We start from the raw sequence: 26,425 nt of genomic DNA on the forward strand, positions 1-26,425 counted from the left end.
GGATGTACCAGACATACCGCTATCGCGAGCAAGCTCGCTCCCACAGGTTCGAGTTAATATTCTTTTTTGGTCTTAATAAATATCTTCTTATTCCTTAAGTAATATGGCTCTCCTCCCTATACTCGTCCGGGAACAGACACGCAGGAGAGCACCCATGCGCAACGAATCGATTCGCTACCTGATTGTGCCGGGCTGGCAAGGATCGCCGGAAAATCATTGGCAGACCCACTGGCAGAACAGCCTGCCCAACAGCGCCCGGGTCGAACAGGCCGACTGGCTGACGCCTCGGCGTGAAGACTGGGTCGCGGCGCTGGCCGAGGCCGTGGCCGCCGACAGCACGCCGGTGATCCTGATTGCCCATAGCTTGGGTTGCATCACGATCGCGCATTGGGCGGCCACTGCGCCGGTGCAGTTGTTGCGGCAGATCCGTGGGGCGTTGCTGGTGGCGCCTGCGGATGTGGAGCGGCCGGCCTGTGCGCCAGCGCTGCGCAATTTCGCGCCGATTCCCACCGATCTGCTGCCGTTCCCCAGCCAAGTGGTCAGCTCCGACAATGACGCGGCGGTCAGTGCCGCGCGAGCTCTGGAGTTGGCGCGCAATTGGGGGGCCGAGGCCGGGATCCTGGCGAGGGCGGGGCATATCAACGTGAAATCCGGCCACCAGCGCTGGGAGCAGGGTTTCGCTTATCTCTATCGCTTGCAAAGCCGCATGGAGCATCACGTCCTGCGTCGCGCTTGAATCGCCCTTGCATGTTAATGCCCTTCCGTCTGCCGACGGTGCAGGGCGGGAGTCTGTCATGAGTTCGCATGAACATTTCGGTCAGCCATTGCTGACCTTTCCCGATGCGGAAAAAAGCCCCCTGAGTATCCGCGCCAAAGCGCTGGTCTTTGTCGACCCGCGTTCGCGGCAGTTGCGCCAGGAACTGGAAGCGTTGGCACCGCGTTCAGTCTCGGTGTTGATCCGCGGGGAAACCGGTACCGGCAAGGAGTTGCTGGCCCGACACATCCATCGCGAGAGCAATCGCGGCGGGTTGTTTGTCTCGGTCAACTGCGGCGCCATCAGCCCAACCTATGCCGACGCTGAACTGTTCGGTTATGCCGCCGGCAGCTACAGCGGCTCGGCCAGCAGCCGGGCCGGTTGGTTCGGCTCGGCCAATGGCGGCACGTTGTATCTGGATGAGATTGGTGACTTGCCGCTGCCGATCCAGATTAAGTTGCTGGCCGCGCTGGAAAACCACGAAGTCACCCGCGTCGGCGCGCATCAGCCCAGTCCGATGGACGTGCGCTTGGTCGCGGCCACCAGCATCGACCTGGCGCAAGCGGTGGCCGCCGGAAAATTCCACGAACGGCTCTATCACTACCTGAGTGAAGGCCGGCTCGAATTGCCCGCCCTGCGTGAGAGGGTGGGCGACATCCTGTCACTGGCCGAGTATTTCCTGGGCATCTACAGCCAGCGCCTTGGCCTGACGGTGCCGCTGATCAGCGAGGCGGCGCAGCACGTGCTGGAACAGCATGACTGGCCGGGCAACACCCGCGAATTGGAAAACGTTATTCATTTTGCGTTGTTGGTGAGTGATGGCGATTACATATTGCCGGAGCATCTCAATTTGCCACCTCCCACGGAGCCTTCGGAAAGAATCAAGCACCTGGCGCTTACGTTGATCGGGCAAGGCAAGCACCAGCAACTTGAACAATTAAAACAGTGGTTCGCCGGCCTCTGATTTGTACATCAGCCTCACCGAATGACTTAACCCTGATGGTCTTTATATCGTCGGGGTTTTTGTTATGTGAATATTAAGTGTGTTCTTGTGAAGCGTGCGATTGTTCATGAACTTTGTAAGCTGTTCCTGCAAATAATTTGTGTGGTTTTCGAGCTTGATTACCCATTCGGTAGTCATCATTAATTGAATGGCAAAAGCAATGTAATCGACCAAGCAGAAAGACGATAACAATTCAATTAATAGATACCGAGGATTAGACAATGGACGATAAAAATAACCAACCTGTCATGGTGCGCGAATCGATATGGACGGATGTAAAAAAATTTGGAATTGTTTCCGTAACGGGGGGTAACCAACTGTACAGAAACGGCTATCAACAATTGCTGGTAAAAGTATTCGTCGAGGTGACGGATTGGCTCGGCTACAGTACTTCACTGATCCAGTCCGAATTTGATTCTATTGCGTTGATTAATGGCATCACCGGGGTGGCATTAATTAAAGACAGGAATCGGGGTGACGTCGGTGTCTGGAAATACACTGAACAGGAAGACAGCCGTTTCCGCCAACTTCCTCCTAATGGTCCTGTCCAAGGCCCAGTGCCGTCGGGGGAGTTTGTTTACACAAAGGATTTTTATGTCACGTCCAGCTCCGACAGGCCGATTGACTTGCAATTGCGTATCACGCGAGCAGACGGCGTAACGTTTCACTCCGATAAGCTGAAAAACTTTGGTGCTCTCGCACTGGTTCCACTTCCTCCGGCGACTTATCGACCTGAGCAGTATTCGGTTCGTCGCACTTCGGCCCCCTATACCAGTCGCGGTGATATCGAGAAAGTCGAGGTTTTCAATCTGGAGCTGATCATTGATCAGCAGCGAATGGAGTTCGTCACGGATTTCAGCATGAGTGCTCATCTTCGGATAGGAAGCTCGGACAGCCGATACACAGGTTACTACGTTGTCGGGTATGGGAATGGCAGGTCCATGCGAACGGGAGCGCGGGTGTATTGGGATCTGCCGGATGCGCTGGGAAGGGACCGGAGCGGAAACCGAAATGTGGCATGGGTGCTCGCCTACGGGAAGCACGGTGGACGCGTGTGGGTCCGAGACCCTGTGAGCAAAACCTCGTTCGAATTGCGCGATATGTATGGAAATTTCCATCAGTTGCACCTGGAGCTAACCGATAACCCGCTGACGGTTCGGGTTTATTGATAAAACAAAAACAACTATTTCAAGGATGAAACCCATGACGCTCTCGTATTCTCCCGCCGGGCAATTAACTTCGGCTGCCTTTAAGTTTGACAGTTTCGTCCGTTCGGGCGTGGATCCCCGTACCGGTAGCTACAGTTGCAGCGTGGCGTTGGACGCGGCGCCGGATGACGCAACCGGTGGGCCGAAGGTCTCAATGACCCTCTCATACGATTCCTTTAATGATCAGAATCTTGGTCTAGGAACCGGGTGGTCCCTTCGCACCTGCAGCTACGATCAGCGCCAACGGAAATTGACGCTGACAAACGGTGAGACTTATCAACTTTTCATGAGTGGCAGTCAGGTTGCTTTCCAGGATAAAAAACTCGATAACTTGAGCGTCACCGTGCAAGGTGACGAACTTGTCATTGAACATATCGATGGCAGGGCCGAGGTTCTGTCACGTCCGAGTACGGATTATAACGAGTGGCTGCTGACGCGTGAGTATTGCCCCGATGGCAAGGAAACACGTTATGAATATCGTCTTTTATCCGGACGACGACAATTGGTGGCCGCCTATCATCAACATCGCCGTGTCATGCATATCGACTACGCCCAGAACAGCCCGACGCCACCCACGATTACCGTGTGGCCGGATATTCCTTCCAAGAAGCGCCAGTACCTGCTTGCACTGCAGAACGGAGTGCTCGCACGCATCAGGCTGGTCACCGCGCAAGACAGTGCATCGGTCTGGTCCTTTGGCTATGAGCGAAGTAGTGGATATTTGGTGATGAGAGAAGTTCGTCAGCCAAACGGTGCCCAGGAAAGGCTTACCTACAAAGCTCAGGGCCACAAGCTCCCCACTGGGGCGCCGGCAACCTACTTGCCCGTTGTCGTCCAATCGGTTGTGTCTCCTGGCGGGGGGCAGCCGCCGATTTTTAACGTTTACGAGTATTCGGGCAGAAATTTCCTTGGGTATGGTTCAAGCGTTCGATGGTCCGCTGAGCGTGATGTGCTTTATGACGAGCGCGGCAACTATGAATACTCCTCTACTCAAATCCAGATGGACTCCGGCACTCGCGGCGTACGTGAGGCCTCTCGAATCATTCGCACCTACAATCGCTTTCATTCGATGATTTCGCAAAGGACCATCCGCGTCGGCACGATGCACCTGCGGGAAATCGAATATTACGATGAGCCCAATCGGGCTTTCCGTGATCAGCCCCCACGGTTCCAGTTGCCGCGCGTCGTGCGTGACAGTTTTTTTGACACCCGCGTGGCTGAGGGGGCGGGCCGCAGCAATACCAGGACCGAGGTTACCCGCACTTCTTATGATGAACATGGGAACCTGCTGGAAAAAACCAGCCCGTCCGGGGCGCGGGAGGTCTATGAATATTTCCCGGCGCAAGGGGGGGCGGATTGTCCTGCCAGCCCCATAGGCGTGCCGTGTTTTCTCAAGCAGAAGTCGATCATCGCCTCCCCTGATTTCGCCGTCGCGCCGACGACGGTGGTTCGATATACCTATACGCAACTGCCCTCGTTGCGTCCCGGTGGTGGCGGCTGTATCCGGCTCGCCAGCGAAACACTGTACGAAGACGGCGTCAGCGAGCCACGGGTGGATTGTCGTTTACGGTACGTCAACAACAGCAGGGATTTCTTTCATGGACGGCTGCACAGCAAGGTTGAAACCGTAGGCGGCGTGCGCAGTGAACACCGTTATGTGTACCAGCGTGAAAACGATAACGTTCGCACCGATCTGACCTTTAGCGCTCAGGGACTGAGCCATCGGCGGCAGGAATGGCATGACGAATGCGGGTGGCTGATCAGAACCTGTGAATCTGGCGGCAGTACCGTCAGCATCGAATACGATTCTCTGGGGCAACTGACCTGTGAGACGGTGATGCCCGACACTGACAGCTCAGCGTCCCGTCAATTCACCTATCGGGCCGCCACGTCCAGCGATCCGTTTGTCACCGTTACCGTCAAGGATGCCCGCGGCTGCCTGACAGCTACCCACAGCGACGGACTTGGACGCACCATAAGGGTCGAGAAACAGGACGTCGATGAACCTGGTGCGCCCATGCGCGTGATCCATGAGGCCCAATACGACGGGCTCGGTCGCCTGCAGTCGGATAAACACACCGATTGGTTCAACGGCAAGCCGAAAACACTGGAGAGCCTGTATGAGTACGATCAGTGGGGGCACCAGAACCGCACCATTCGCCGTGGGCAAGTGACCGTTCATGATGAGATTGATCCTGTAGCTCGCACCCGTACCGAGTGGGTGGAGGGCGGCGGCAAGACTCGTACATTTATTAATGCTTTGGAGAAACCGTCGCGCGTCGAACGTGTGGACCTGTCAGGCGTTGTGCGCGAGGTAACCGCCTACGAATACGATGGTCTGGGACGGTGTATCAGGCAAACGGCTTCCGATGGGGCGGTTACCCGCTACGCATACGACTTGGGCGGTCGCGTGCTGAGCACAATTTTACCCGACGGCACGGTGATTGGAAAAAGCTACGCGGCTCAAAGCCAGGGTGACTATCCCACGCAAATCAGCGCAAACGGCTATGTCGTGGGGACTCGCACCTACGATGGACTGATGCGTATTACGGGCACCCAGTCAGGTGGTCGAACCGAACGGATGGTTTATGAAGGTTCCAGCAGGAACGCCTCGCAGACGATCACACCGGCCGGCAAAGTCCTGCGGTTCACCCTTGATCCTTTGCTCGATGATCGCGTCACCGAGCGTTCAGGCAGCCAGGCGTCGGTTTTGGCCAGGCACCGTTTCGATCCGCACACCGGCCTGCTTCAGGAGACGGCCAACTCGCTGGTTCAGCGACGCCTGGAGTATTTTGCTTCCGGTCGGCTCAGCCGGGAGTCATGGATAACCGCACTCGACCGGTTCGATAGTCTGCAAACCTATTCCTTGATGGGAAAGCCGATCGGTCATACGGATGTCAACGGCACGAACCGCACCTGCCGCTATGACGAGACGGGACGGTTGTCGGGAATCACTCAAGGCCCAATCGCTGTCACCTACTCGTACGACTCTCGAGGGCAAGTCAGTTGTATTGCCGTTGCCGACTCTCAAACGCGCCTTTCGATGGTCACCGATCTGGCGTACGACGAATTTGGTCGCGAGATTCTTCGCCGCTCCAGCTCTGGGGAAAATGACGTCATCGAGGTGGGCCAGTCGTTCGGCCCTGGCGATAAGCTCAGTCGGCGCACGCTCACCTCCAACAATGAGGTTCTGCGCCTTGAGTCGTTCACCTATGACTTACGGGGCCGCTTGACGCTTTATGCTTGTGAAGGCAAGCAGGCACCCGTGGATTCCCAGGGCAAAGTCATCGTTTCCCAGAACTACACCTACGACTATCTCGACAACATTTGTCAGGTGGTGACACGCTTCGCAGGCGGCGAAAACATTGCAAACTATCGATATGACCTGACTGACAAAACCCAACTGAGTGCTGTCATCCACAGTCATCCCGACTACGTGTCCGCCAATTCGACCTTCAATTACGACACCGACGGCAATCTGCTCAATGATTCACAGGGGCGCGGGCTTGTTTACGACGAGCTGGGTCGCCTGGAAAACGTGACGTCGACAGACTCGAGGTTGACGTTGGCCCGCTATCGATATGATGCCTCGGACCGGCTCCATGCCTTTGAATTGATGAATGAAAAACCGTGTCGGCGCTTCTACCGTGAAGAGCAGTTTTGCGGCGAGGTTACAGATGATGAGAGCCGCAGCGTCGTGCGCGAGGGCCAGCAGTTGTTGGCGTTGCTACAAGGTCCGCAGACGGCACTATTGAGCACCGATGCCTATGGCAACGTCTTGCAGGTGCTGTCTGGCGGCGACAACACCAGGCTCGCCTATGCGCCCTATGGGCAGCGCCCGGTGTCGGATGGGTTGGCAAGCCTGTTCGGCTTCAGCGGCGAACCGCTTGACCCCGCGACCGGTTGTTACCTGCTCGGCAACGGCTATCGGGCCTACGATCCGGTATTGATGAGATTCCACCGGCCCGACAGTTGGAGCCCTTTCGATGGCGGCGGCCTCAATCCATATGCCTACTGCCTCGGGGACCCGATCAATCTCAACGATCCGACCGGTCATATTTCCACCTGGGGCTGGATCAAGATTGGCCTTACGGCTGCATTCGCAGTGGCTTCCGTTGCGTTCACCATTGCGACCTTAGGCGCATCCGCGCCCTTGGTCGGGATGTCATTTTCGGCCGCGGCGGCGTTGACGCTGGAGGTGGTGTCAGGTGCGGTATCCATTGCATCGATGATATTAGAAGAAGCTGCTCCGGACGCCGTGGCCACTCAGATCCTGAGTTACGCCAGCATTGCCTTGGGGGTTGCGTCCGGTGGGGCTTCCCTGGCGGGCAAAGTGCTAGGTAAAGGCACCTCGGTCGCGCTGCAGAAAACCGTCGATTCGCTCGGTGATGTCGTGACAGTGAGTCGCCAAAATGCCTTGCGCACGACGCGCATCGGAGGGCATGGCAGGGCGGCGAGCCCTTTGATTCGTAGAGGCGGGCAGCGCAACCTCATCGCGCTTCAAAAAGATCTGGGAAATGTGCTGACAGCCAAGGATGTGGTCGACTATGCCAAATACCCGGTCGACGGCGTCAGGTACATGATTGATAGAGATCGATACATCGAGAAACTCAAAGGGTTTTTCCAGGCGGAGGATGGATGGTCCGGTCAGGATCGGGGCGGGCAGGCGTTCGACGACATCTATGGCGACGTCAGGGAACGAGGCTCGGATATCCGATTTGCGTGATGACAGGCAGGGGCACCTTTCTCTATATATGAGTTATCGGTCTAAGCATCGTGATAAATGATATTGTTAAGGCATAAAAAATATCGGTATCTTCCGCATCACGCCAGCGATAGCACTTCACTGGCACTCTCACAATTGGCCGTCGTCCCTGACGACAGTGATATTCGATAAGGACACTGCATGAAAAAGGTTCTGTTGTTCACCGCATTGGCGGCAGCCTTGGCCTCGGGCCTGGCCCAGGCTGCGGAGAAACTGGTGGTGGCCGCCACGCCGGTGCCCCACGCTGAAATCCTCGAGCTGATCAAGCCAACCCTGGCCAAAGAAGGCGTGGACCTGGAAATCAAGGTCTTCACCGACTACGTCCAACCCAACGTACAGGTTGATCAGAAGCGCCTGGACGCCAATTACTTCCAGACCCTGCCATACCTGACGAACTTCAACGAAGGCAAAGGCACCCATCTGGTGACCGTGATCGGCGTTCACGTCGAACCGTTCGGCGGCTACTCGAAGAAGTACAAAAAACTGGCTGACCTGCCAGACGGCGCGACCATCGCGTTGCCTAACGAAGGCAGCAACAGCGGCCGTGCGCTGATCCTGCTGCAGAAGGCTGGCCTGATCGAGTTGAAAGATCCGAAAAACGCCTTGGCGACGCCGAAAGATATCGCCAAGAACCCGCACAACTTCAAGTTCAAGGAACTGGAATCGGCCATGCTGCCGCGCGTGCTGGACCAGGTCGACCTGGACCTGATCAACACCAACTATGCCCTGGAAGCGGGTCTTAACCCGGCCAAGGACGCACTGGTGATCGAAGGTGCGGATTCGCCTTACGTCAACTTCCTGGTGGCCCGTCCGGACAACAAGGACAGCCCGGCCATCCAGAAACTGGCCAAGGCCCTGACCAGCCCTGAAGTGAAGGCGTTCATCGAGAAGAAATACAGCGGCGCGGTACTGCCGGCGTTCTGATTCGCGCGGTAAACCTTGTCACGGTTTCAAACGCCGACGGCTGATACCGCGTCGGCGTTTTTTATTGTGGGAGCGAGCCTGCTCGCGATTCGGCTTATCAGGCGCCACTCAATCCGCCCAATGCCACGCCGGTTCATCCAGCACCCGCTGCCCGACGATCCCGGTCTGTCCCAGCTCCTTTTCCAGCACGATGCAATTGCAGTCCTCATCCTGCTCCAGCGCGGCGATCAGGCGCGTGGCGTGGGACACCACCCAGACCTGGCAATTGGCTGAAGCCCGGATGATCAGCCGCGCCAGGGCTGGCAACAGATCGGGGTGCAGGCTGGTTTCCGGTTCGTTGAGCACCATCAGCGAGGGCGGGCGTGGGGTGAGCAGGGCGGCCACCAGCAACAGATAGCGCAGGGTCCCGTCCGACAGTTCGGCGGCGGACAGCGGCCGCAGCAGGCCGTGCTGTTGAAACGCGATGGCGAAACGCCCGCCTTGCAGTTTCTCGATGTGCAGGTGGGCACCGGGAAACGCGTCGCCGATGGCGGCATGCAAGGCCTCGACGTCACCGATTTCAAGGATGGTCTGCAGCGCGGCGGCCAGGTCGCGTCCGTCGTGGTGCAGCACTGGCGTGCGGGTGCCCAGTTGCGGCTGGCGCACCGGGGCGTCGGCGTCGCTGCGAAAATGATCGTAGAAGCGCCAGCGCCGAATGAACTCGCGCATCTGCAAGACCTCCGGCGAAGTGCGCAGGCTGCCGACCTGGTCGAACAGGCTGTCGAAAGACGGCGTGTACTGGGCCAGCACCTCCCAGGAACGGCCTTCGCGGGCACGGATCATCGGCCCGTTGCGGTCCACCAGCAGGCTGGACGGCCGAAACACCGGGCCGGCCCAGATGCATTCGCGCTTGATTTCAGGGTCCAGTGAAAACGCTGAAAGACTGGGTTCCGGCAGCCCCAGGGAGATCGAGTAGCTGAAGTCCTCGCCGACGAAACCCAGGCGCAAGCGCTTGATACGCTGCCACGCCGTCGCCTGGATCGGCACCTCGCCGTTACGCATGCGCCGGCTGATTTCTTCCGGCCCGGCCCAGAAGGTCGAGTCCAGTCCGCCTTCACGGGCGAGGGCGTTGACTACCCCGCCCTGGGCGGTCTCGGCCAACAGGCGCAGGGCGCGGTACAGATTGGACTTGCCGCTGCCGTTGGGGCCGGTGATCAGGTTCAGCCGGCCCAGGGGGATGACCAATTTATTGATCGATCGATAGTTGGCCACCGCCAATGTCTTGAGCATCAGCAAACTCCTTCTGCATGGGGTTGTAGGAGCTGTCGAGCGAAGCGAGGCTGCGATCTTTCCAAGCCCAATTGAATCTCAAGCGAAAGAACAAAAGATCGCAGCCTCGCTTCGCTCGACAGCTCCTACGGGAAGAGACCAGTCTGCCTGACTGCTACGCATTCGTTGAACCCTGTTCTAAGCTCACAGTCGTATCGTCACTGGTACGTCCGTACAGCGCAAAGGAGTCTGCATGACTGGTCCCGGAATCAAATGGGTCATTGGTTTGGGCGTGTGTGCATTGTTGACGGGGTGCGGTGATAAGAAGCCCGAAGAAAAAGCCCTGCCACGGGTTTTCGTGCAACAAGCCGTGCCCAGCGAATACGCCGCCTCGGTGACCCTGACCGGCGATATCCAGGCGCGGGTGCAGGCTGACTTGTCGTTTCGCGTGGGTGGCAAGATCATCGAGCGCAAGGTCGATGTCGGCGACCGCGTCTCGGCCCGGCAAGTGCTGGCCCGGCTCGATCCTCGGGACTTGCAGACCAGCGTCGACTCCGCCGAGGCCCAGGTGGCCGCGGAGCAGGCGCGGGTCAAGCAGAGTGCGGCGGCGTTCGTGCGCCAGCAGAAACTCTTGCCCAAGGGCTACACCAGCAAGAGCGAATACGACGCCGCCCAGGCGCAACTGCGCAGCAGCCAGAGTGCGCTGACCGCCGCCCAGGCCCAACTGGCCAACGCCCGCGAACAACTGAGCTACACCGCCCTGGTTGCCGAGGCTCCGGGCATCATCACGGCGCGCCAGGCGGAAGTCGGCCAGGTGGTGCAGGCCACGGAGCCGATCTTCAGCCTGGCCCGGGACGGCGAACGCGACGCTGTGTTCAACATCTACGAATCGCTGTTGCGCGAACCGCCGTCGGACTCTGCAATCACCATCAGTTTGTTGGATAACCCCGCCATCAAGACCACCGGCACGGTGCGTGAGATCACCCCGGCGGTGTCGGCCCAGACCGGCACCGTGCAGGTCAAGGTCACCCTCGATGACTTACCCGAAGGCATGCACCTGGGCTCGGTGGTCAGCGCCACGGCCAAGTCCGCCGGCAAGACCGCCTTCGAGCTGCCTTGGTCGGCATTGACCAAGAACCTCAGCGACCCGGCCGTGTGGCTGGTGGACGGCGAGGGCAAGGCGCAGTTGCAGACGGTAACCGTCGGCCGCTACCTGACCGGCAAGGTCATCATCAGCGATGGCCTCAAGGGTGGTGAGAAAATCATCACCGCAGGCGGGCAATTGCTGCACCCCGGCGTACGCGTCGAGATCGCTGAAAACACCTCTGGAAAAATCACGTCGGGAGCCCAGCCATGAAGCGCTTGTGGATGGTCTCGGCCGGCCTCTTGCTGGCCGCTTGCTCCAAGGAAGAAGCGCCGCCCGAACCGGTGCGCCCGGTGTTGTCCGTTGAAGTCAGGGCCCTCGACCAGCAGGCGCTTGGGCGATTCGCCGGGAATATCCAGGCGCGCTACGAGAGCGACGTGGGTTTCCGCGTGCCAGGACGGATCGCCAGCCGCAATGTCGACGTCGGCGCTCAGGTCAAGAAGGGCGACCTGCTTGCCACGCTCGACCCTACCGACCAGCAGAACCAGTTGCGCGCCGCCCAGGGCGATCTGGCGCGGATCGAGGCGCAGTACATCAATGCCCAGGCCAATGCCCGCCGCCAGCAGCAATTGTTCGACCGTGGCGTCGGTGCCCAGGCGCAACTGGACATCGCCCAGACCGACCTGAAAACCACCGGTGCTGCTCTCGAACAGGCCCGGGCCTGGGTGGAGCAGGCCCGCGACCAGCTCAACTACAGCGAGCTGCACACCGACCACGATGCCATCGTCACGGCCTGGAACGCCGAAGCCGGGCAGGTCGTCACCGCAGGCCAGCAAGTGGTGACCCTGGCCCGCCCGGACATCAAGGAGGCGGTGATCGACCTGCCGGCCGGTCTGGCTGAACGCCTGCCCGCGGACGTGGTGTTCGAGGTCGCCGCGCAATTGGACCCGAGCATCCACACCACCGCCACCGTGCGCGAGATCGAACCCCAGGCCCAGAGCGCCACCCGTACCCGCCGCGCGCGCCTGACGTTGGCCGATACACCGCCAGGTTTTCGCCTGGGCACGGCCATCAGCGTGACCCTGAGCTCGACCATCGAACCGCGCATCGAGCTGCCACTCAGCGCGTTGCAAGAAATCGACGGCAAGGCGCGGATCTGGCTGGTCGACCCGCACAGCCAGACCGTCTCGCCCCGTGACGTGCGGATTCTCGAACGTACGGCCAGCTCGGTGCTGGTGGCCAACGGCATCAAGGCCGGTGATCGCGTGGTCAGCGCCGGGGTGAACAGTCTCCAGCCGGGGCAGAAAGTGAAACTCGACGAGGAAGCACGATGAAAGGGCCTTTCAATCTGTCCGAATGGGCCCTGCGGCATCAGTCGTTCGTCTGGTACCTGATGTTCGTGGCATTGTTGATGGGTGTGTTTTCGTACATGAACCTGGGGCGCGAAGAAGACCCATCGTTCACCATCAAGACCATGGTCATCCAGACCCGTTGGCCTGGCGCGACCCAGGAAGAAACCCTCAGGCAGGTCACCGACCGCATCGAGAAAAAACTCGAAGAACTCGACTCCCTTGATTATGTGAAGAGCTACACCCGGCCGGGGGAATCGACGGTATTCGTGTACTTGCTCGATACCACTGGCGCCAAGGAGATCCCCGAGATCTGGTACCAGGTGCGCAAGAAGATCAATGACATCCGCGGTGATTTTCCCCAGGGCCTGCAAGGGCCAGGCTTCAATGACGAATTCGGCGATGTCTACGGTTCGGTGTATGCCTTCACCGGCGACGGCCTGTCGATGCGCCAGTTGCGCGACTACGTGGAACAGGTGCGCGCCGAGATCCGTGACGTCCCCGGCCTGGGCAAGGTCGAGATGGTGGGTGAGCAGGATGAAGTGCTGTACCTGAACTTCTCCACGCGCAAACTCGCCGCGCTGGGCATCGACCAGCGCCAGGTGGTGCAGAGCCTGCAATCGCAGAATGCCGTGACCCCGGCCGGGGTCATCGACGCCGGACCGGAGCGGATTTCCGTGCGCACGTCCGGGCAGTTCCAGTCGGAAAAAGACCTGGCCAACGTCAATCTGCGGCTCAATGACCGCTTCTATCGCCTGGCCGACATCGCCGATATCAGCCGCGGTTACGTCGACCCCGCCACGCCGATGTTCCGTTTCAACGGCACACCGGCCATCGGCCTCGCCATCGCCATGAAGAAGGGCGGCAACATCCAGGACTTCGGCAAGGCATTGCATGCGCGCATGAGCGAGCTGACCGCTGACCTGCCGGTGGGCGTTGGCGTGCATACCGTGTCGGACCAGGCCGAAGTGGTGGAGGAAGCGGTCGGCGGCTTCACCAGTGCCCTGTTCGAGGCGGTGATCATCGTCCTGGTCGTCAGCTTCATCAGCCTTGGCGTACGGGCCGGGCTGGTGGTGGCCTGTTCGATTCCGCTGGTGCTGGCGATGGTCTTCCTGTTCATGGAATACAGCGGCATCACCATGCAGCGGATTTCCCTCGGCGCGTTGATCATCGCCCTCGGCCTGCTGGTGGACGACGCGATGATCACCGTGGAAATGATGGTCACGCGCCTGGAAAAAGGCGACAGCAAGGAACAGGCCGCGACCTTCGCCTACACCTCGACGGCGTTCCCGATGTTGACCGGGACCCTGGTGACCGTGGCCGGTTTCGTGCCCATCGGCCTGAACGCCAGTTCCGCTGGCGAGTACACCTTCACCCTGTTCGCGGTGATCGCCGTGGCGATGCTGGTGTCGTGGATCGTCGCCGTGCTGTTTGCCCCGGTGATCGGCGTGCACATCCTCAGCACCAACATCAAACCCCACAGCGCCGAGCCGGGGCGGGTCGGTCGGGCGTTCAATGGCGGCCTGCTGTGGGCGATGCGCAATCGCTGGTGGGCCATCGGCATCACCGTGCTGCTGTTCGTGCTGGCGGTGTTTTGCATGCGCTTCGTGCAGAACCAGTTTTTCCCGTCCTCGGACCGACCGGAAATCCTGGTGGACCTCAACCTGCCGCAGAACGCCTCGATGGACGAGACCCGCCGGGCCGTCGATCGTCTGGAAGCGACCCTCAAGGGCGACCCGGACATCGAGCGCTGGAGCACCTACATCGGCGAAGGCGCGATTCGCTTTTACCTGCCGCTGGACCAGCAACTGCAGAACCCGTACTACGCGCAATTGGTGATTGTCAGCAAGGGCCTGGAGTCGCGCACGGCCCTCACCGAGCGCCTGCAAAAGCGTCTGCGCGAGGATTTCGTCGGGATTGGCAGCTACGTGCAGGCCCTGGAAATGGGCCCGCCGGTGGGTCGGCCGATCCAGTACCGGGTCAGTGGCAAGGACATCGACCAGGTGCGCAAGCATGCGATCGAACTGGCCACCGAGCTGGACAAGAACTCGCACATTGGCGAAATCATTTACGACTGGAACGAACCGGGCAAGGTGCTGCGCATCGACATCGCCCAGGACAAGGCGCGGCAGTTGGGTTTGTCTTCCGATGATGTGGCCAGGCTGATGAACAGCATCGTCAGCGGCTCGCCGGTGACCCAGGTCAACGACGATATTTACCTGATCGACGTGGTCGGCCGTGCCGAAGATGCTGAGCGGGGTTCGCCGGAAACCCTGCAGAACCTGCAAATCGTCACCCCGGGCGGCACCTCGATTCCGTTGCTGGCGTTCGCCACGGTGCGCTATGAACTGGAACAGCCCTTGGTGTGGCGTCGCGACCGCAAGCCGACCATCACCATCAAGGCTGCCGTGCGCGACGAGATCCAGCCCACCGACCTGGTCAAGCAACTGCAACCGGACATCGACAAGTTCGCTGCCGGCCTGCCAGTGGGCTACAAGGTCGCCACGGGCGGTACGGTGGAAGAGAGCAGCAAGGCCCAAGGGCCGATCGCCAGCGTCGTGCCGCTGATGCTGTTCTTGATGGCGACTTTCCTGATGATCCAACTGCACAGCGTGCAGAAACTGTTCCTGGTGGCGAGCGTCGCGCCCCTCGGGTTGATCGGCGTGGTGCTGGCGCTGGTGCCGACAGGCACGCCCATGGGCTTCGTGGCGATCCTCGGGATCCTCGCCTTGATCGGCATCATCATCCGTAACTCGGTGATCCTGGTGACCCAGATCGATGAATACGAACGTGACGGCTACGAGCCTTGGGATGCGGTGGTGGAAGCCACCGAGCACCGGCGCCGACCGATCCTGCTCACGGCGGCCGCGGCGAGCCTGGGGATGATCCCGATTGCCCGGGAAGTGTTCTGGGGGCCGATGGCCTACGCGATGATCGGCGGGATCATCATCGCCACCCTGCTGACGCTGTTGTTCCTGCCGGCGCTGTATGTGGCCTGGTACAAGATTCGCGAGCCCAAGCGCGATTGAAATGGCGTTAACTCATGAGGGCTGCTGTGCAGCCCATCGCGAGCAAGCTTTGCTCCCACAGCAGATCCGTGGTGAATTCAGATTCTGTATTCGCAAAGATCTGTGGGAGCAAAGCTTGCTCGCGATAGCGCCCGTCCAGCCACCGAAAACTTCTTATTTACGCAACAACCGCAACCCATTGAACACCACCAGCAAACTCACCCCCATGTCGGCAAACACCGCCATCCACATGGTGGCGAACCCGGCGAAGGTGAACCCGAGGAAGATCGCCTTGATCACCAACGCCAAGGCAATGTTCTGTTTCAGGATGCTGGAAGTCTGCCGCGACAGGCGAATGAACGCCGGGATCTTGCGCAGATCATCGTCCATCAAGGCGACATCGGCGGTTTCGATGGCCGTGTCGGTGCCGGCCGCCGCCATGGCGAAACCGATCTCCGCACGGGCCAGGGCCGGGGCGTCGTTGATGCCGTCGCCGACCATGCCGACGCGGTGACCCTGGGCGTACAAGGCTTCGATGGCTTGCAGCTTGTCTTCGGGCAACAGGTCGCCCCGAGCCTGGTCCATGCCCACCTGCGCGGCAATCGCGTCGGCAGTGTGGGCGTTGTCGCCGGTGAGCATCAAGGTCTTGATGCCCAGGTCATGCAGTTGCCGAATGGCTTCACGGCTGGAGTCTTTCACGGTGTCGGCCACGGCAAACAGCGCCAAGGGGCCTGTAGCGCCGAGCAGCAGCACCACGGACTTGCCTTGTTTTTCCAGGGCGAAGAGTTTTTCCTCCAGTTCGGGGGAGCACAGGCCGAGGTCTTCCACGAGACGGTGATTGCCCAGGTGATAAGTCTGCCCGCCGATGTCGCCGCGCACGCCGCGCCCGGCAAGCGCTGCGAAGTTATCCACAACCTGCTGCGTCAGTTGTTTATCCACAGCCGCGTTGGCAATCGCCCGGGAAACCGGGTGGTCGGAGCGCTCGGCTAGGCTGGCGGCCAGGGCCGGAGCGGTGGTTTCCACGCTCGGGTCCAGCGTCACATAGTCGGTTTGCACCGGCTTGCCGTGGGTAATCGTGCCGGTCTTGTCCAGGGCCAGGTAGTCGAGCTTGTAGCCGCCCTCCAGGTACACGCCGCCCTTGACCAGGATGCCTTTGCGCGCAGCGGCGGCGAGGCCGCTGACGATGGTCACGGGGGTGGAAATCACCAATGCGCAAGGGCAAGCGACCACCAGCAGCACCAGCGCCCGGTAGATCCAGTCGAACCACGCCGCGCCCATGAACAGCGGTGGGATGACGGCCACGGCCAAGGCCAGGACAAACACCGCCGGGGTGTAGATTTTCGAGAACTGGTCGACGAAGCGCTGGGTCGGTGCGCGGGAGCCCTGGGCCTGTTCCACAGCGTGGATGATCCGCGCCAGGGTGGAATGATCGGCCGCCGCGGTCACGGTGTATTCCAATTCGCCGGCCTGGTTGATGGTGCCGGCGAACACCTTGTCGCCGATGGTTTTTTCCACCGGCAGGCTCTCGCCCGTGATCGGTGCCTGGTCAATGGTCGAACGACCGGCGACCACGTCGCCGTCCAGGCCAACCCTTTCGCCCGGGCGAACCCGTACCCGCGCACCGAGGGCGATGACTTTTACGTCCTGCACCTGCCAGCTGCCATCGGCTTGTTGCACGGTGGCCTGTTGCGGGGCCATCTGCATCAGGCCGCTGATGGCGTTGCGCGCCCGGTCCAGGGATTTGGCTTCGATCAGCTCGGCCACAGTGAACAGGAACATCACCATCGCCGCTTCCGGCCATTGGCCGATCAGCACGGCGCCAGTCACGGCGATGCTCATCAATGCATTGATGTTTAGATTGCGGTTCTTCAGGGCGATCCAACCCTTCTTGTAGGTACCCAGGCCGCCGCTGAGGATCGACACCAACGCCACCAGCGCGACCACCCAGGTTGGCGCGGCGTTGGTGAAGTGGATCAACTCGGCACCCAAGGCCGTCACGCCGGACAGCGCCAGCGGCCACCAGGGCTTGGCCGGGGCGGGCAAGTCAGGGGTGGCTTTCTCTTTGCCTGGAGTCATCGGCTCGGCCTGCATCCCTAGGGATTCGATGGCCTTGATGATCGGTGAGTCGCTGGGCAAGTCGTGGGTCACGCCCAGCACGCGGTTGATCAGGTTGAACTCCAGTTGCTGCACGCCTTCGAGCTTGCCGAGCTTGTTCTGGATCAGCGTCTGTTCGGTGGGGCAGTCCATGGCTTCGATGCGGAAACTGCTCAGCCGCGCACCGTCCGTCGGCGTTTTGCCGAGGTTGACCACAGCCGGGGCGGCTTTCGAGGCGCAGCAGGAATGCCCGTGGTCATGGCCGTGGTCGGGTTTGTGGATGTGAAGGGAATCGCTCATCGGGTGACGTCCGTGAAAAGTGCCTGTTGCGCAGTAAAGACCCTGTAGCCACTATAGGGTCAAGCACCTATTTGGGAGGCCGCATCATGAAGATCGGAGAACTGGCGAAAATCACCGACTGCCAGGTCGAAACCATCCGCTATTACGAACGCGAAGGCCTGCTGCCGGAACCGGCCCGCAGCGACGGCAATTACCGCGTCTACACCCAGGCCCATGCCGAGCGGCTGACGTTCATCCGCAATTGCCGCACCCTGGACATGACCCTGGAAGAAATCCGCAGCCTCCTGGCCCTGCGCGACAGCCCCCAGGACCAGTGCGAAAGCGTCAACGCGCTGATCGACGAACACATCCAACACGTCAAGGCCCGCATCGACGGCCTGCTGGCCTTGCAGACGCAACTGATCGACCTGCGCCATCGCTGCGGCGAAGGGCCGGACCTGGATCAATGCGGGATCTTGCAGCGGCTGGAGGTAAGTGGTGCGGTGGCGCCGGAGGTGGAGCATTCGCATGTGGGGCGTAGCCACGGGCATTGAGCCGGTCTTGGAGCACATACAGATCCAATGTGGGAGCGAGCTTGCTCGCGATGGCGGCTTAGCAGTCAACATTTATGTTGAATGTAATGGCCTCATCGCGAGCAAGCTCGCTCCCACAGGGGAGAGGTGGTGTGGTCAGACCGCCATCGGCGCGGTCATCGGCGCGTGGTGCTGGTAGCCTTCGAGGGAGAAATCGCTCGGTTCCACCAGCTCCAGCCATTCAGGCTGGTACACACCGGTCTTGGCAAATTCCGGCACGCGCTCGGAAATCACCAGCTTGGGCATCGGGAACGGCTCGCGCTTGAGCTGTTCGTTGAGCATGTCCAGGTGGTTTTCGTAGACGTGGGCATCGCCGATGAAATAGGTGAACCAGCGCGGCGTGTAGCCGGTCAGGCGACCGATCAGGCTCAGCAGCGCGGCGCCTTCGGTGAGGTTGAACGGCGTGCCCAGGCCCAGGTCGTTGGAGCGGATGTAGAGGGTCAGGGAAATTTCCCTGGTCTCGACATTCGGGTGGAACTGGTAAAGCAGGTGGCACGGCGGCAGGGCCATCTCATCGAGCTGGGCGCAGTTCCAGCCGTGGAACAGGATGCGCCGGCTGCCCGGGTCCTTGATGATGGTGTCGACACATTGGCGAACCTGGTCGATGGCCTTGTACAGCACCACGTAGGCCTGACCGTTTTCTTCGCCTTCGGCGATCTGCCGATAACCCTGGGCCAGCGTCTGCTCGATGGCCGCCGGGTTGCTCAAGGGGATCTGTTTGTAGGCCGGCCACTTGCGCCATTGCACGCCGTAGATCTCGCCCAGGTCGTCTTCGCCCTGGCGGAACGGGTTGGCCAGCCACTGGGCGTTTTCGTTGGCGTTCTGGTCCCAGACCTTGCAGCCCAGGGCGCGGAATTCGGCGGCATTGTTCACGCCGCGCAGGAAGCCGCACATCTCGCCGATGGCCGATTTGAAGGCCATCTTGCGGGTGGTGATGGCCGGGAAACCGTCTTTCAAGTCATAGCGCAGCATGGCGCCGGGAAAACTGATGGTGTTCACACCGGTGCGGTTGGCTTGCTTGGTGCCGTTCTTGATGACGTGGGCCACCAGATCGAGATATTGCTTCATGGGTTACCTGTGTCCTTGAACCCGGGGCCAGCGCCCCGGGGTTCGAATTTTAAACCTTGGCCGCCGCAGCCGGCGCACGATGATAAGCCAGCCAGATCAGCGCCAGGCCGCCGATGATCATCGGCAGGCACAGCACTTGGCCCATGGTCAGCCAGTTCCACGCCAGATAGCCGAGCTGGGCGTCCGGTACGCGGACGAATTCAACGATGAAACGGAAGATCCCGTAGAACAACGCGAACATGCCCGACACCGCCATGGTTGGCCGCGGCTTGCGCGAGAACAGCCAGAGGATCAGGAACAGTGCCACGCCTTCGAGGGCGAACTGATAGAGCTGCGACGGGTGACGCGGCAACTGCGCCGGGTCGCTGAACGGCGGGAAGATCATGGCCCACGGCACGTCGGTCGGCTTGCCCCACAATTCGGCATTGATGAAGTTGCCGATACGCCCGGCGCCCAGGCCGATCGGCACCATCGGCGCGACGAAGTCCATCAGCTCGAAAAACGATTTGTTGTTGCGCTTGCCGAACCACAACGCCGCCAGCATCACGCCGATGAACCCACCGTGAAACGACATGCCGCCCTTCCAGACTTCAAAGATCAGCGTCGGGTTGGCCAGGTAGGCACTCAGGTCGTAGAACAGCACGTAGCCCAGGCGTCCGCCGACGATCACGCCCATGGACAGCCAGAACACCAGGTCGGAGAGCTTTTCCTTGTTCCAGGTCGGGTCGAAGCGGTTGAGCCGACGCGACGCCAGCAACCATGCACCGCCGATGCCGACCAGGTACATCAGGCCGTACCAGTGGATTTTCAGCGGGCCGATGGCCAGGGCCACCGGATCGATCTGCGGGTAAGGCAGCATTGATATTCCTCGTAAACGTCAAAAATACCCGGGCGACGCTGCCACCTCGGGATTAAGCCAGGATTGCGTCAGAACAGGAAACTCAAGCCGACGCAGAATAGCAGCGCGGCGAACAGCCGCTTGAGCAGACGCGGTGACAGGCGATGGGCCAGCCGCGCACCGAAGCGGGCGAAGACCATGCTGGTCAGGGCGATGCCCAGCAGCGCCGGCAAATACACAAAACCGAGACTATGGGCCGGCAGCAGCGGATCGTGCCAGCCCAGAATCATGAAACTTAATGCACTGGCCAGGGCGATCGGCAAACCGCAGGCTGACGAAGTCGCCACCGCTTGCTGCATCGGCACGCTGCGCCAGGTCAAAAACGGCACGGTCAGCGAACCGCCACCGATGCCGAAAATCGCCGAGGCCCAGCCGATCACCGTGCCGGCCAGGGTCAGTCCGGCCTTACCCGGTACGCTGCGACTGGCGTTGGGCTTGAAGTCCAGGGCCAGTTGCACGGAGACGATCATGGCGAATACACCAATGATCTTTTGCAGGTGCGGGCCGGAAATCGCTTCGGCGGTGATCGCGCCGAAACCGGCACCGATCAGGATCCCAACGGTCATCCAGGCGAAAATCGGCCAGCGCACCGCGCCTTTGCGCTGGTGTTCACGCACGGCATTGACCGAGGTAAAGATGATCGATGCCAGCGAGGTGCCGACGGCCAGGTGCGTCAACACCTGTGGGTCGAAACCCTGCAAAGTGAAACTGAACACCAGCACCGGGACGATGATCATCCCGCCACCCACGCCGAACAACCCGGCGAGCACGCCGGCGCAGGCACCGAGCAGCAGATAGAGCACAAATTCCACCAGCCTCTCCCCGCCCATCCCCGAAATAAGAGCGGCATGGTAACGGATCCATGGCCCCTGGCTCCACTGAAGGTGATGGATGCATGATGGAGGTATGGGTAGAGTAGGTGCAACGCATGGTTTTTTTGGCGAGGGAACTTGCTCCCGCTGTAGGAGCTGAGGAGCGAAGCGAGGCTGCGATCTTTCCCCAGACACTAGAATCTCAAGCGAAAGATCAAAGATCAAAAGATCGCAGGCTTCGCCAGCTCCTACAGAGCCCAGCGGGAGCCAGCTCCCTCGCCACAAAAGCAGTGTTGTTAAGCTCCATTCCTTACACAGGACAACCTGATGTGCCTGATCGTATTTGCCTGGCGCCCCGGCCACGCCCAACCGCTGATCGTGGCGGCCAACCGCGACGAATTCTACGCCCGGCCGACCTTGCCCCTGGCCCAGTGGCCTGATGCGCCCCATGTGCATGCCGGGCGCGATCTGGAGGCCGGCGGCACCTGGCTCGGCATTGGCGCCGAGGGGCGCTTTGCGGCACTGACCAACATCCGTGACCCGGGCCAGTTGCCAGCATTCAAGTCGCGTGGCGAACTGGTGGCGCGGTTTCTGACCGGGAATCTGTCGATCGCCGATTATTTGAGCGAAATCGTGCCCCGCGCCAGTGAGTATGGCGGGTTCAACCTGCTGCTCGGCGATGCCGTCGAGCTGTGGCACCACAACGCCCGCGATGCCCAGCCGCAGCGGTTGGGCGAGGGGCTCTATGGCTTGTCGAACGCTGGATTGAACACACCCTGGCCCAAGTTGCTCAAGGCCCGCGCAGCGCTGGGCGAGGTGCTGGATGATCCGCAGCCCGAGGCATTGCTTACGCTGCTGAACGACCCGCAGCCTGCTCCGGTGGCTGAGCTGCCTGATACGGGGGTGGGCGTGGCGACTGAGATGCTGCTATCGAGTGTGTTCATCGCCAGCCCGGCCTACGGGACGCGGGCCAGTACGGCGCTGATTGTCCATGCCGACGGGACGCGGCAGATGGTCGAGCGCAGTTTCGGGCCGCATGGGGGGCATTTGGGGGAGGCGGAAGTCAGGGTTTAGTTTTTGCTGTGTGATTACCGGCCTCATCGCGAGCAAGCTCGCTCCCACAGTGGATCTTCAGTGAACACATATTTTGTGAACAACCGAGATCCCCTGTGGGAGCGAGCTTGCTCGCGATAGGGGTCAGAGGGTCTTGTTCGAAGCCGGATTGATCATCCGCGCCAACCCGAGGTTCTTCAGCGCCAGTTGCAAGGAGCTGTGGATCACTTGCGGGTTGTCGATGGTCATCACCTCCGCGAGCAATTCCTGAGCCTTGCTGAGGTTGATCTGGCGCAGCATCCACTTCACTTTCGGCAGGTTGGTGGCGTTCATCGACAAGCTGTCGAACCCCATCGCCATCAGCAGCACTGCGGCGGCCGGGTCGCCGGCCATTTCGCCGCAGATGCTCACTGGCTTGCCTTCGGCATGAGCGTCACGCACCACGTTCTGCAAGGCTTGCAGCACCGCCGGGTGCAGGTAGTCGTACAGGTCCGCGACCCGCGGGTTGTTGCGGTCCACGGCCAGCAGGTACTGGGTCAAGTCGTTGGAGCCCACCGACAGGAAGTCCACCTGCCGCGCCAGTTCCTTGGTCTGGTACACCGCCGCCGGAATCTCGATCATCACGCCCACTGGCGGCATCGGCACGTCGGTGCCTTCGTCGCGCACTTCGCCCCAAGCCCGGTGGATCAGGTGCAGGGCTTCTTCCAGTTCATGGGTGCCGGAGATCATCGGCAACAGGATGCGCAGGTTGTTCAGGCCTTCGCTGGCCTTGAGCATGGCACGGGCCTGGACCAGGAAGATTTCCGGGTGGTCGAGCGTCACGCGAATACCGCGCCAGCCGAGGAACGGGTTGTCTTCCTTGATCGGGAAGTAGGACAGGGACTTGTCGCCGCCGATGTCCAGGCTGCGCATGGTCACCGGTTGCGGGTGGAACGCAGCCAGTTGTTCGCGGTAGATCGCCAGCTGTTCCTTTTCGCTGGGGAAGCGCTGGTTGATCATGAACGGCACTTCGGTGCGGTACAGGCCCACACCTTCGGCGCCACGTTTCTGCGCCCGGGCCACGTCGGCCAGCAGGCCGGTGTTGACCCACAGCGGCATGCGGTGGCCGTCGAGCGTCACGCACGGCAGGTCCCGCAGCGCATCCAGGCCCAGGGACAGCTGCTTTTCTTCCTCGACCACATCGGCAAACTGCTTGCGCAGCACGTCGCTGGGGTTGGTGTAGACCTCGCCGTGGTAGCCATCGACGATCATCTGGATGCCGTCGACCTTGGAGTACGGCAGGTCCACCAGGCCCATCACCGTCGGGATGCCCATGGCCCGGGCCAGGATCGCCACGTGGGAGTTGCCTGAACCCAACACCGAGACCAGCCCCGCCAGCTTGCCTTCGGGCACTTCGCCAAGCATGGCCGGGGTCAGCTCTTCACTGACCAGGATGGTGTTGTCGGGGTAGACCAGGGCCTGTTGGCGCTCTTGCTGCAAGTAGGCCAGCAACCGGCGGCCAAGGTCCTTGACGTCCGAGGCGCGCTCGCGCAGGTAGGCGTCGTCCATCAGTTCGAAACGGTTGACGTGGTCGGTCACCACCTGGCGCAGTGCGCCCTGGGCCCATTGGCCGGTCTTGATGACGGTGGTCACTTCGCTGCCCAGGGAGGCATCGTCGAGCATCATCAGGTAAACGTCGAACAGCGCGCGCTCTTCAGGGCGCAACTGCGTCGCCAGCTTGGCCGACAGGGCGCGCATGTCGGCGCGCACGCCTTCGATGGCGGTCTTGAACAACCCCAGTTCGGCGTCGATATCGGCGATGGTCTTGTCCGGCACCACGTCCAGGTCGGCGGGCGGCAGCATGACCACTGCCGTGCCCACCGCCGCGCCCGGTGAGCCCGGTACGCCGACGAACTTGGCTTCCTGGATGCCCTTGCCCTGGCGCCCCAGGCCGCTGATCGAGCCGGTGGCCTCGGCGTGGGCGATAACCCCGGCCAGTTGCGCGCTCATGGTCACGAGGAAGGCTTCTTCACCTTCGTCGAACTGGCGACGTTCTTTTTGCTGGATGACCAACACGCCGACAACGCGACGGTGGTGGATGATCGGTGCGCCAAGGAACGAGGCGTAGCGTTCTTCGCCGGTTTCGGCAAAGTAGCGGTAGCGCGGGTGATCCGCGGCGTTTTCCAGGTTCAGGGGTTCTTCGCGCGTGCCGACCAGACCGACCAGGCCTTCATTGGGGGCCATGCTGACCTTGCCGATGGAGCGCTTGTTCAAGCCCTCGGTGGCCATCAGCACGAAACGATTGGTCTCGGGATCCAGCAGGTAGACCGAGCAGACCTGGCTGCCCATGGCCTCTTTGACACGCAATACAATAATCCCCAACGCCGCCTTGAGATCCTTGGCGGAGTTAACTTCCTGGACGATCTTGCGCAGCGTATTGAGCATGGCTCGGGGTCGAACTCCGTCGTCAGTCGCGCGTCAGCAGGCGCGGGGCAAGCTCTTTGAGAGCGCGTCGGTACACTTCGCGCTTGAATGTCACCACCTGGCCCAACGGATACCAATAGCTGACCCAGCGCCAGCCATCGAACTCCGGTTTACCGGTCAAATCCATCCGCACCCGCTGCTCGTTGGAGATCAGGCGCAGGAGAAACCATTTCTGCTTCTGGCCGATGCACAGCGGTTGGCTGTGTGTCCTGACCAGGCGTTGCGGCAAACGATAGCGCAACCAGCCTCGGGTGCAGGCGAGTATTTCGACATCTTCTCGCTCAAGCCCCACTTCTTCGTTCAACTCGCGGTACAAGGCCTCTTCCGGCGTCTCCTGGGGGTTGATCCCGCCCTGGGGAAACTGCCAGGCGTCTTGATTGATACGGCGAGCCCATAGCACCTGCCCTGCATCATTCGTCAGAATGATCCCCACATTGGGGCGGAAACCATCGGGGTCGATCACGGCAACAACCTCGCAAACGCATGTCGCCGCATTGTTCCACAAAGGTTGTGAAAGCAGCAACGAGCGTCCCTAGCTTATGTGCACTCTTGTGAAAAGTCCGTATTCTGGACGCCTTTCTTCAGATTTTTCAGCGAGTAACTGCAATGCGGCTGGCTTTATTCGACTTGGACAATACATTGCTGGGGGGTGACAGTGATCACGCGTGGGGGGATTACCTGTGCGAGCGCGGTTTCCTGGACGCTGTCACCTACAAGGCACGCAACGACGAGTTCTACCAGGATTACCTGGCCGGTAAGCTCGACAACGCCGAGTACCTGAATTTTTGCCTGGAAATCCTCGGCCGTACCGAGATGCACGTGCTGGCCCAGTGGCATCTGGACTACATGCGCGATTGCATCGAACCGATCGTGTTGCCCCAGGCCATCGAATTGCTTGGAAAGCACCGTGACGCTGGCGACAAGCTGGTGATCATCACCGCCACCAACCGCTTTGTCACCGGGCCGATTGCCGAGCGCCTGGGCGTCGAGACCCTGATCGCCACCGAGTGCGAGATGATCGACGGACGCTACAGCGGGCGCAGCACGGATGTCCCGTGCTTTCGCGAGGGCAAGGTGACCCGGCTGAACCGTTGGCTGGAAGAGACTGGGCATTCGCTCGACGGCAGCTATTTCTACAGCGACTCGATGAATGACCTGGCGCTGCTGGAGGTGGTGACGCATCCGGTGGCGGTGGATCCGGATCCGAATCTTCGGGCCGAGGCACAGAAGCGGGGTTGGCCGGTGATTTCGTTGCGCGGCTGAAATAGCTATCGCGAGCAAGCTCGCTCCCACAGAGGTTGTGTGATCGACGCAAATCCCCTGTGGGAGCGAGCTTGCTCGCGATGAAGCCAACCCAGTCCCAGATATTAAACCGGCTTGGCCCCCATCAACCCCGCAATGGCGATAAAGCAGACGACACTGAACAGCGCCAAGGCAAAGGTAAACCTCCCGCTACTTCCCGGCGCCTTGCGCAGTTTGTTCAGCCGCACCATTAGCCAGAACCCCGCCAGCGCCGCCAGGGTATAAAGCACGCTGGAAGCCAGCAGCCAGGTCTGTCCCAGCGGCCAGCCCACCTGATGCACCATCCACCAGCCCGTGAAGGGCAGGCTCGCCAGTGCCAGGATCATTACCAGCCAGATGAACAGGCGCGGACGTTGCAGCGTGCGCGCCGCCGCCGTGGCATCGCCGTTGCGGCGCGTGCGCCAGACCCAGATGGCCAGCCCCAGGGCGCCCGCCAGCAGCAGTACGGTGGCGATGACGTGAGCGATCTTCAGCGCAGTCAATGTTTCCATTGTTGGATTTTCCTCAAGTCTTGCTCACA

General features: G+C 60.8%; 19 protein-coding genes. 11 read left to right on the forward strand and 8 right to left on the reverse strand.

Annotated elements, in window-relative coordinates; all coding sequences use genetic code 11:
* Positions 1 to 154 precede the first annotated feature (154 nt).
* From LQ215_RS20395 to LQ215_RS20415, 5 genes are all read left to right on the forward strand, one after another.
* Positions 155 to 736 (forward strand): alpha/beta hydrolase, encoded by a 582-nt coding sequence (locus LQ215_RS20395; RefSeq protein ID WP_230152309.1) that lies wholly within the window; start codon positions 155 to 157, stop codon positions 734 to 736.
* A 58-nt stretch (positions 737 to 794) separates the two neighbouring features.
* The gene (locus LQ215_RS20400; RefSeq protein WP_230152310.1) at positions 795 to 1,718 is read left to right on the forward strand and encodes a sigma 54-interacting transcriptional regulator; all 924 of its coding nucleotides are present in this window, start codon (positions 795 to 797) and stop codon (positions 1,716 to 1,718) included.
* A gap of 260 nt (positions 1,719 to 1,978) precedes the next feature.
* The gene (locus tag LQ215_RS20405) at positions 1,979 to 2,926 is read left to right on the forward strand and encodes a hypothetical protein (protein WP_230152311.1); all 948 of its coding nucleotides are present in this window, start codon (positions 1,979 to 1,981) and stop codon (positions 2,924 to 2,926) included.
* Positions 2,927 to 2,960: 34 nt separating this feature from the next.
* The gene (locus LQ215_RS20410) at positions 2,961 to 7,691 is read left to right on the forward strand and encodes an RHS repeat-associated core domain-containing protein (protein ID WP_230152312.1); all 4,731 of its coding nucleotides are present in this window, start codon (positions 2,961 to 2,963) and stop codon (positions 7,689 to 7,691) included.
* A gap of 180 nt (positions 7,692 to 7,871) precedes the next feature.
* A complete protein-coding gene (locus tag LQ215_RS20415; protein WP_230152313.1) occupies positions 7,872 to 8,654 on the forward strand; it encodes a MetQ/NlpA family ABC transporter substrate-binding protein in 783 nt (260 codons plus the stop codon).
* Between the two features lie 108 nt (positions 8,655 to 8,762).
* Here the strand turns inward: LQ215_RS20415 and LQ215_RS20420 are convergent, their stop codons facing one another.
* Positions 8,763 to 9,923, reverse strand: coding sequence for an AAA family ATPase (locus tag LQ215_RS20420; protein ID WP_230152314.1), 1,161 nt, complete (start codon positions 9,921 to 9,923; stop codon positions 8,763 to 8,765).
* A gap of 232 nt (positions 9,924 to 10,155) precedes the next feature.
* Here LQ215_RS20420 and LQ215_RS20425 point away from each other — a divergent pair, with 232 nt between their 5' ends.
* The 3 genes from LQ215_RS20425 to LQ215_RS20435 are packed head-to-tail and all read left to right on the forward strand — an operon-like array spanning position 10,156 to position 15,364.
* Positions 10,156 to 11,259 carry an efflux RND transporter periplasmic adaptor subunit gene (locus tag LQ215_RS20425; protein WP_230152316.1) on the forward strand — a complete coding sequence of 368 codons (1,104 nt, stop codon included), beginning with the start codon at positions 10,156 to 10,158 and terminating at the stop codon, positions 11,257 to 11,259.
* On the forward strand, positions 11,256 to 12,320 hold the full coding sequence (locus LQ215_RS20430; RefSeq protein WP_230152317.1) for an efflux RND transporter periplasmic adaptor subunit: 1,065 nt from the start codon (positions 11,256 to 11,258) through the stop codon (positions 12,318 to 12,320). Before LQ215_RS20425 ends, LQ215_RS20430 begins: the two co-directional genes overlap by 4 nt.
* Complete coding sequence (locus tag LQ215_RS20435; RefSeq protein ID WP_230152318.1) at positions 12,317 to 15,364, forward strand: efflux RND transporter permease subunit; 3,048 nt, start codon at positions 12,317 to 12,319, stop codon at positions 15,362 to 15,364. Before LQ215_RS20430 ends, LQ215_RS20435 begins: the two co-directional genes overlap by 4 nt.
* A 153-nt stretch (positions 15,365 to 15,517) precedes the next feature.
* Here LQ215_RS20435 and LQ215_RS20440 read toward each other — a convergent pair whose 3' ends face one another.
* A complete protein-coding gene (locus LQ215_RS20440; protein WP_230152319.1) occupies positions 15,518 to 17,737 on the reverse strand; it encodes a heavy metal translocating P-type ATPase in 2,220 nt (739 codons plus the stop codon).
* Between the two features lie 86 nt (positions 17,738 to 17,823).
* On the opposite strand from LQ215_RS20440, the gene cadR reads away from it, so the two are divergent.
* Entirely contained in the window at positions 17,824 to 18,270 is a 447-nt protein-coding gene (gene cadR, locus LQ215_RS20445) for a Cd(II)/Pb(II)-responsive transcriptional regulator (RefSeq protein WP_003196623.1), read from the forward strand.
* Positions 18,271 to 18,405: 135 nt separating this feature from the next.
* Here the strand turns inward: cadR and LQ215_RS20450 are convergent, their stop codons facing one another.
* From LQ215_RS20450 to LQ215_RS20460, 3 genes are all read right to left on the reverse strand, one after another.
* On the reverse strand, positions 18,406 to 19,377 hold the full coding sequence (locus tag LQ215_RS20450; protein ID WP_134922381.1) for a thymidylate synthase: 972 nt from the start codon (positions 19,375 to 19,377) through the stop codon (positions 18,406 to 18,408).
* A gap of 49 nt (positions 19,378 to 19,426) precedes the next feature.
* Positions 19,427 to 20,236: a prolipoprotein diacylglyceryl transferase gene (gene lgt, locus LQ215_RS20455; protein ID WP_072342621.1), complete on the reverse strand. Its 810-nt coding sequence runs from the start codon at positions 20,234 to 20,236 to the stop codon at positions 19,427 to 19,429.
* A gap of 68 nt (positions 20,237 to 20,304) precedes the next feature.
* Entirely contained in the window at positions 20,305 to 21,087 is a 783-nt protein-coding gene (locus LQ215_RS20460) for a sulfite exporter TauE/SafE family protein (protein WP_230152320.1), read from the reverse strand.
* A 327-nt stretch (positions 21,088 to 21,414) separates the two neighbouring features.
* Between LQ215_RS20460 and LQ215_RS20465 the strand changes: the two genes are divergently transcribed.
* Entirely contained in the window at positions 21,415 to 22,161 is a 747-nt protein-coding gene (locus LQ215_RS20465; RefSeq protein ID WP_230152321.1) for an NRDE family protein, read from the forward strand.
* A gap of 123 nt (positions 22,162 to 22,284) precedes the next feature.
* On the opposite strand, the gene ptsP is transcribed toward LQ215_RS20465, so the two are convergent.
* On the reverse strand, positions 22,285 to 24,564 hold the full coding sequence (gene ptsP, locus LQ215_RS20470; RefSeq protein WP_230152322.1) for a phosphoenolpyruvate--protein phosphotransferase: 2,280 nt from the start codon (positions 24,562 to 24,564) through the stop codon (positions 22,285 to 22,287).
* 22 nt (positions 24,565 to 24,586) lie between these two features.
* Positions 24,587 to 25,066, reverse strand: a complete 480-nt coding sequence (locus LQ215_RS20475; RefSeq protein WP_003186867.1) for an RNA pyrophosphohydrolase — start codon at positions 25,064 to 25,066, stop codon at positions 24,587 to 24,589.
* Between the two features lie 143 nt (positions 25,067 to 25,209).
* Here LQ215_RS20475 and LQ215_RS20480 point away from each other — a divergent pair, with 143 nt between their 5' ends.
* Positions 25,210 to 25,866: an HAD family hydrolase gene (locus tag LQ215_RS20480; protein WP_230152323.1), complete on the forward strand. Its 657-nt coding sequence runs from the start codon at positions 25,210 to 25,212 to the stop codon at positions 25,864 to 25,866.
* Positions 25,867 to 25,970: 104 nt separating this feature from the next.
* Here the strand turns inward: LQ215_RS20480 and LQ215_RS20485 are convergent, their stop codons facing one another.
* Complete coding sequence (locus tag LQ215_RS20485) at positions 25,971 to 26,396, reverse strand: DUF2269 family protein (RefSeq protein WP_230152324.1); 426 nt, start codon at positions 26,394 to 26,396, stop codon at positions 25,971 to 25,973.
* Positions 26,397 to 26,425: the final 29 nt, after the last annotated feature.

The organism is Pseudomonas brassicacearum (assembly GCF_918698105.1).
Lineage (GTDB): Bacteria > Pseudomonadota > Gammaproteobacteria > Pseudomonadales > Pseudomonadaceae > Aquipseudomonas > Aquipseudomonas brassicacearum_F.

Excerpts from the sequence above, each read along its gene's own strand:
- LQ215_RS20395 (WP_230152309.1), top strand. The coding sequence starts at position 155 with ATGCGCAACGAATCGATTCGCTACCTGATTGTGCCGGGCTGGCAAGGA.
- LQ215_RS20400 (WP_230152310.1), top strand. The coding sequence starts at position 795 with ATGAGTTCGCATGAACATTTCGGTCAGCCATTGCTGACCTTTCCCGAT.
- LQ215_RS20405 (WP_230152311.1), top strand. The coding sequence starts at position 1,979 with ATGGACGATAAAAATAACCAACCTGTCATGGTGCGCGAATCGATATGG.
- LQ215_RS20410 (WP_230152312.1), top strand. The coding sequence starts at position 2,961 with ATGACGCTCTCGTATTCTCCCGCCGGGCAATTAACTTCGGCTGCCTTT.
- LQ215_RS20415 (WP_230152313.1), top strand. The coding sequence starts at position 7,872 with ATGAAAAAGGTTCTGTTGTTCACCGCATTGGCGGCAGCCTTGGCCTCG.
- LQ215_RS20420 (WP_230152314.1), bottom strand. The coding sequence starts at position 9,923 with ATGCTCAAGACATTGGCGGTGGCCAACTATCGATCGATCAATAAATTG.
- LQ215_RS20425 (WP_230152316.1), top strand. The coding sequence starts at position 10,156 with ATGACTGGTCCCGGAATCAAATGGGTCATTGGTTTGGGCGTGTGTGCA.
- LQ215_RS20430 (WP_230152317.1), top strand. The coding sequence starts at position 11,256 with ATGAAGCGCTTGTGGATGGTCTCGGCCGGCCTCTTGCTGGCCGCTTGC.
- LQ215_RS20435 (WP_230152318.1), top strand. The coding sequence starts at position 12,317 with ATGAAAGGGCCTTTCAATCTGTCCGAATGGGCCCTGCGGCATCAGTCG.
- LQ215_RS20440 (WP_230152319.1), bottom strand. The coding sequence starts at position 17,737 with ATGAGCGATTCCCTTCACATCCACAAACCCGACCACGGCCATGACCAC.
- cadR (WP_003196623.1), top strand. The coding sequence starts at position 17,824 with ATGAAGATCGGAGAACTGGCGAAAATCACCGACTGCCAGGTCGAAACC.
- LQ215_RS20450 (WP_134922381.1), bottom strand. The coding sequence starts at position 19,377 with ATGAAGCAATATCTCGATCTGGTGGCCCACGTCATCAAGAACGGCACC.
- lgt (WP_072342621.1), bottom strand. The coding sequence starts at position 20,236 with ATGCTGCCTTACCCGCAGATCGATCCGGTGGCCCTGGCCATCGGCCCG.
- LQ215_RS20465 (WP_230152321.1), top strand. The coding sequence starts at position 21,415 with ATGTGCCTGATCGTATTTGCCTGGCGCCCCGGCCACGCCCAACCGCTG.
- ptsP (WP_230152322.1), bottom strand. The coding sequence starts at position 24,564 with ATGCTCAATACGCTGCGCAAGATCGTCCAGGAAGTTAACTCCGCCAAG.
- LQ215_RS20480 (WP_230152323.1), top strand. The coding sequence starts at position 25,210 with ATGCGGCTGGCTTTATTCGACTTGGACAATACATTGCTGGGGGGTGAC.
- LQ215_RS20485 (WP_230152324.1), bottom strand. The coding sequence starts at position 26,396 with ATGGAAACATTGACTGCGCTGAAGATCGCTCACGTCATCGCCACCGTA.